Source organism: Streptomyces sp. NPDC057654 (assembly GCF_042800135.1).
Lineage (GTDB): Bacteria > Actinomycetota > Actinomycetes > Streptomycetales > Streptomycetaceae > Streptomyces.
Genome location: NZ_JBHVHQ010000560.1, coordinates 1 through 5,762, shown reverse-complemented (window position 1 = coordinate 5,762; position 5,762 = coordinate 1). Strand labels below are relative to the sequence as shown.

4 protein-coding genes are annotated in these 5,762 nt (G+C 68.6%); 1 reads left to right on the top strand and 3 read right to left on the bottom strand.

Going from position 1 to position 5,762, the window contains the following annotated elements:
* Positions 1 to 16: 16 nt before the first annotated feature.
* A complete protein-coding gene (locus ACFU99_RS30600) occupies positions 17 to 2,137 on the bottom strand; it encodes a type IIA DNA topoisomerase subunit B (RefSeq protein ID WP_384398183.1) in 2,121 nt (706 codons plus the stop codon).
* A gap of 434 nt (positions 2,138 to 2,571) precedes the next feature.
* Here ACFU99_RS30600 and ACFU99_RS30595 point away from each other — a divergent pair, with 434 nt between their 5' ends.
* Positions 2,572 to 2,808 (top strand): hypothetical protein, encoded by a 237-nt coding sequence (locus ACFU99_RS30595; RefSeq protein WP_363131079.1) that lies wholly within the window; start codon positions 2,572 to 2,574, stop codon positions 2,806 to 2,808.
* Positions 2,809 to 2,960: 152 nt separating this feature from the next.
* Here ACFU99_RS30595 and ACFU99_RS30590 read toward each other — a convergent pair whose 3' ends face one another.
* Together ACFU99_RS30590 and ACFU99_RS30585 are read right to left on the bottom strand one after the other, a co-directional pair.
* Positions 2,961 to 3,767: a S1 family peptidase gene (locus ACFU99_RS30590; protein WP_384398181.1), complete on the bottom strand. Its 807-nt coding sequence runs from the start codon at positions 3,765 to 3,767 to the stop codon at positions 2,961 to 2,963.
* Positions 3,768 to 3,923: 156 nt separating this feature from the next.
* Positions 3,924 to 5,480 carry an RNA polymerase sigma factor gene (locus tag ACFU99_RS30585; RefSeq protein ID WP_384398179.1) on the bottom strand — a complete coding sequence of 519 codons (1,557 nt, stop codon included), beginning with the start codon at positions 5,478 to 5,480 and terminating at the stop codon, positions 3,924 to 3,926.
* Positions 5,481 to 5,762 lie beyond the last annotated feature (282 nt).

The window sequence follows — 5,762 nt, the reverse complement described above, 5'->3', positions numbered from 1 at the left end:
GCCCGGACGCCGCTGCTCAGGCGTCGATGCGGGACCGGTCCAGGGTGGACGCCGCGTTCGTGATGAACTCCTTCCGCGGCGCCACCTCATTGCCCATGAGCAGGTCGAAGGCCTGCTCGGCGCCCTCCAGGTCGCTGATGTTGATCCGCCGCAGGGTCCGCCGGCGCGGGTCCATCGTGGTCTCGGCCAGCTGGTCCGCGTCCATCTCGCCGAGGCCCTTGTAGCGCTGGATGCTGTCCTTGTAGCGCGTCCCCTTACGGTCGAACTCCAGCAGCGTCTGCCGCAGCTCGCTGTCCGAGTAGGTGTAGACGTACTTCTCCTGCCCCTTCTTGGGGTTCACCAGCTCGACCCGGTGCAGGGGCGGCACGGTGGCGAAGACCCGGCCGGCCTCGACCATCGGGCGCATATAGCGCTGGAAGAGCGTGAGCAGCAGGCAGCGGATGTGCGCGCCGTCGACGTCGGCGTCGACCATCAGCAGGACCTTGCCGTAGCGCGCGGCGTCGATGTCGAAGGTACGTCCCGAGCCGGCCCCTATGACCTGGATGATCGCGCCGCACTCGGCGTTCTTGAGCATGTCCGAGACGGACGACTTCTGGACGTTGAGGATCTTGCCGCGGATGGGCAGCAGCGCCTGGAACTCCGAATTCCGCGCGAGCTTCGCGGTGCCCAGCGCCGAGTCCCCCTCGACGATGAACAGCTCGCTGCGGTCCACGTCGTCGCTGCGGCAGTCGGCCAGTTTCGCGGGCAGCGAGGACGACTCCAGCGCCGTCTTCCGCCGCTGGGCCTCCTTGTGCTGGCGCGCCGCGATGCGCGTACGGGCCGCGGCGACGATCTTCTCCATGACCGACCGCGCCTGTTGCTTGGCGTCCCGCTTGGTCGAGGCCAGGAACGCCTTGAGCTCCTTGGCGACCACGTTGCCGACGATCCGGGCGGCCGCCGAGGTGCCGAGCACCTCCTTGGTCTGCCCCTCGAACTGCGGCTCCGCCAGCCGCACGGTCACGACCGCCGTGAGCCCCTCCATGGCGTCGTCCTTGACGACGTCGTCCTCCGCGACCCGCAGCAGCTTCGCGGAGCGCAGCACCTCGTTGACCGTCTTGGTCAGCGAACGCTCGAAGCCGGAGACATGGGTGCCGCCCTTGGGGGTGGCGATGATGTTCACGAAGGACCGGACCGTGGAGTCGTAGCCCGTGCCCCAGCGCAGCGCGATGTCGACGCCGAGCTCGCGCGTGACCTCGGTGGGGGTCATGTGCCCGAGGTCGTCGAGGACCGGGACGGTCTCCTTGAAGGTGCCCTGGCCGCTGAGGCGCAGCACGTCGCAGACGGCCTTGTCCTGGGCGAGGTACTCGCAGAACTCGCTGATGCCGCCGTCGTAGCGGAAGGTCTCCTCGGTCTTCCCCTCCCCGTCGAGGCCGCGCTCGTCGCGCACGACGAGGGTCAGCCCCGGCACCAGGAAGGCGGTCTGCCGGGCCCGCCCGTGCAGCGTCTCCAGGGACAGCTTGGCGTCCTTGAGGAAGATCTGCCGGTCCGCCCAGTAGCGGACCCTGGTGCCGGTGCGGGTCTTGGGCACCCGCTTGCCCTTGAGGAGGCCGTTCGCCGGGTCGAAGGGCGCGTCCGGGCCCGACTCGGTGAAGATGCCGGGGACGCCCCGGCGGAAGCTGATCGAGTGGGTCTTGCTGTTGCGGTCGACCTCGACGTCGAGCCGCGCGGAGAGGGCGTTGACGACGGAGGCGCCGACGCCGTGCAGGCCGCCGGAGGCGGCGTAGGAGCCGCCGCCGAACTTGCCGCCGGCGTGCAGCTTGGTCATCACGACCTCGATGCCGGACAGGCCGGTCTTCGGCTCGACGTCCACGGGGATGCCGCGGCCGTTGTCCCGGACCTCCACGGACCCGTCGTCGTGGAGGATCACCTCGATGTGGTCGCAGTAGCCGCCCAGGGCCTCGTCCACGGAGTTGTCGATGATCTCCCAGAGGCAGTGCATCAGGCCGCGGCTGTCGGTCGACCCGATGTACATGCCGGGGCGCTTGCGGACGGCTTCCAGGCCCTCAAGGACGAGTAGGTGCCGCGCGGTGTAGTTGGATTCGTCCCGGTCTGCCCCGGTCAGCAATGCGGTGGACGGCACGGACGTATCGGCGGTCACGCGGTTCGCTCCTCGCTGAATTTCTGTCTGACCCGAGTCCGGGTTCAGAGGTTGGCTCGGTCGCCGTTCAGAGGGTACCGACGCCTGATAGAGCCTTTGTGCCGCCACCCATGAGAACGCCCATGGTAGTCCAGAGTCGTTCGTACGTTCGATCCCTCAATGGAGTGACGCCCACATCACGTTCCCTTGGAGGCATGAACCATTTAGGCTCCGGGCACGTCCTCTTCAACAAGCCGGCAACCCAGCCGGGAGGACGCATACCGACAAGCGACGTGAAACCGTAAGCCAACGCACTACGGCTCATTCGCCGCCAAACCGTCAGGACCCGACCCCTCGGAAGGAAGTTTCGAGGAAAAGCCGGCAGCGGGAACGTTTTCGGCCTGGTTGGATGTTGACCCTGGTACGACAGCTCGTCGAGCTAGAGAAGAGGCGACGTGACTACTGTTCTGACCCCCGCGAGCCCGCTGACGGCCGCAGACCGCTGCGACCGCTGCGGCGCCCAGGCTTACCTGCGCGTCGTTCTCATGAGCGGCGGTGAACTGCTGTTCTGCGCTCACCATGGGCGCAAGTTCGAGCCAGAACTCAAGAAGATCGCCGCGGAAATACAGGACGAGACGGAGCGGCTGACCGCTACGCCGGCGTCCGCGTCCGCGTCCGACGAGGAACGCTGACACATCGCATCCACGACGAGCGAGGTCCGGCCGGGCCGGACAGCCGCGGGCGGCTATCCCGATCCAGGGAACGCCGCCCGCTCTCGTGTGTACCGGCACGTCCATGGGCGGGCCCGGCCCCTTCCAGGACCGGGCCTGCCCACGGCGCGGGCTCAGTCGTGCCGCGCCACCAGCGGCGCGACCGCCGAGATCCGCGTATAGACACCCGGGCTGTCGGGCTCCCCGCAGCCGCTGCCCCAGGACACGAGCCCGATAAGCCGCCCGCGGGCCACCAGAGGCCCGCCGCTGTCCCCCTGGCAGGCATCGCGCCCGCCCCCCGGCTGCCCCGCACAGAGCATCGACGAGGGCCGGTACGTACCGTCGGCGCTGCCCGGGTACGCGCGCCGGCACCGCGCGTCGTCCAGGACGCGCACCTGGGCCGCGTGCAGGGTGGAGGCGTAGCTCCCCTTGCCCGTGGTGTCACCCCAGCCGTAGACCGCGGCCGCGGAGCCCGGCCGGTAGGCGGCATCCCCCTTGGGGGCCATTCGGATGACGTCGGAGGCCGGCACCGGCTCCGCCAGCGTGAGCACCGCCACATCCCCGGCGTTGCTCACGGAGTCGTAGTCCGGGTTCACCCAGTCCTTCTTCAGCTCGATCTCGCGCCCGCCGGCGCCCCCCAGATCCTCGCGCCCGACGAGAACCCGCAGGTCCCGGACGTCCTGCCGATCCACGCCGAGCACCTCCCGGCCCAGGCAGTGCGCGGCGGTGACCACCGCCGTGCGCGAGACCATCACGCCGCCGCAGAACTGCCCCGACCGCGCCGCGCCGAAGCGGCTCCGGCTGGCCAGGGCCACCACCCAGGGGGCGTCCGCGACCTCCACCTGCTGCCCCCCGACGACTATCCGATCCGCCGACGCCGGACTCGGAATCGCCACCACCAGCGCGAGGGCACCGAGCATCGCGGAAATAAAGGAACGCATACGACCTCCTGACCGTGCGGAGTGTAGTGCGTACCCAGCGTCACTCCATACGGCCGTCGTCGCATCCCGGCATCGCGGCCCCCGTGCTACGGAGAAGCGCCCCTGACCGAGAACTCATCGGTCAGGGGCGGTTCTCGCCGTGTCAGGCCGTCAGGCTCAGTCCAGGTAGTCGCGGAGCACCTGGGAGCGCGACGGGTGGCGCAGCTTCGACATGGTCTTCGACTCGATCTGGCGGATGCGCTCGCGCGTCACCCCGTAGACCTTGCCGATCTCGTCGAGGGTCTTCGGCTGGCCGTCGGTGAGACCGAACCGCATGGACACCACACCGGCCTCGCGCTCGCTGAGCGTGTCGAGCACGGAGTGCAGCTGCTCCTGGAGGAGCGTGAAGCTGACCGCGTCGGCCGGGACGACCGCCTCGGAGTCCTCGATGAGGTCGCCGAACTCGCTGTCGCCGTCCTCACCCAGCGGGGTGTGCAGCGAGATGGGCTCGCGACCGTACTTCTGGACCTCGATGACCTTCTCGGGGGTCATGTCGAGCTCCTTGGCCAGTTCCTCCGGGGTGGGCTCGCGGCCCAGGTCCTGGAGCATCTGGCGCTGGACGCGCGCGAGCTTGTTGATGACCTCGACCATGTGCACCGGGATGCGGATGGTGCGGGCCTGGTCGGCCATGGCGCGCGTGATCGCCTGCCGGATCCACCAGGTCGCGTACGTCGAGAACTTGTAGCCCTTGGTGTAGTCGAACTTCTCGACCGCGCGGATCAGACCGAGGTTGCCCTCCTGGATGAGGTCCAGGAAGAGCATGCCGCGGCCGGTGTAGCGCTTGGCCAGGGAGACCACCAGACGGAGGTTGGCCTCCAGGAGGTGGTTCTTGGCGCGGCGGCCGTCCTCGGCGATGATCTCCAGCTCGCGCTTGAGCTTCGGGGCGAGCTTGTCGGAGTTGGCCAGCTTGTCCTCGGCGAACAGCCCCGCCTCGATGCGCTTGGCGAGCTCGACCTCCTGCTCGGCGTTGAGGAGCGGGACCTTGCCGATCTGCTTGAGGTAGTCCTTGACCGGGTCGGCGGTGGCGCCTGCCACGGCGACCTGCTGGGCCGGGGCGTCGTCCTCGTCGTCGTCGGAGAGGACGAAGCCCTTGTTCTCGCCGCCCTCTTCCTCTTCCTCGGGCTTGCCCGGCGTCGGCACCTCTTCGACCTCGTCGTCGAGGATCTCGTCGACGTCCTTCTTGCCCGCGGTCTTCTTCGCGGCCGTCTTCTTCGCGGTGGCCTTCTTCGCCACCGTCTTCTTGGCCACGGCCTTCTTGGCGGCGGCCTTCTTCGCGGGCGATGCCATGGCGTCGTCGGCCTCGCCGTCCGTCACCTCGGCCGCGGCGGCGGACGTGGTGGCGGTGGTGGTGGCCTTCTTGGCCGTGACCGTCTTGGCCGCCACCGTCTTGGTGGCAGTGCGCTTCGCCGGGCTCTTCGCTGCGACGCTCTTGCGGGTGCGCTTGGGCGCCTCTGCGGCACTGACCATCAGCGTCACACCCTCCTCGTCGAGGACCTGGTTGAGGCTGCGCAGAACGTTCTTCCACTGGGTTGGCGGAATCTGGTCAGCCTCGAAGGCCCGACGCACGTCGTCGCCGGCGATCTGCCCCTCAGCCTTTCCCCGCTCGATGAGCGCCAACAGAGACTCGGATTCGGCGATCTCCGTGGGGAGCGTACGGGATGTGCTGGCCGACACGAACAACCTCTCGGAACGATGGAAATGGCTTCCGACCCCGTCCACAATGGACCGGAGCCGACGACCGACGGCAGGATGAACCGACGGCGCGGGCGGGAGTGCGGAGTTGTACAGCGTCTCTGGCGAGAGCCGTATTCCCTCCTCTGCTGCCACCTCTTTAGTCATCGCACTGCCTCAAAGAGCGTTACGCCCAATCATCGTGGCCCGAGTCACACCGCATAACAGGACGAGGCGCATCACACGAGGACAGTTCGCTCCCCGCCGCCGGACCCAGGCCAGGGT

Coding starts and splice junctions, on each gene's coding strand:
- ACFU99_RS30590 (WP_384398181.1), bottom strand. CDS start 3,767: ATGCGTTCCTTTATTTCCGCGATGCTCGGTGCCCTCGCGCTGGTGGTG.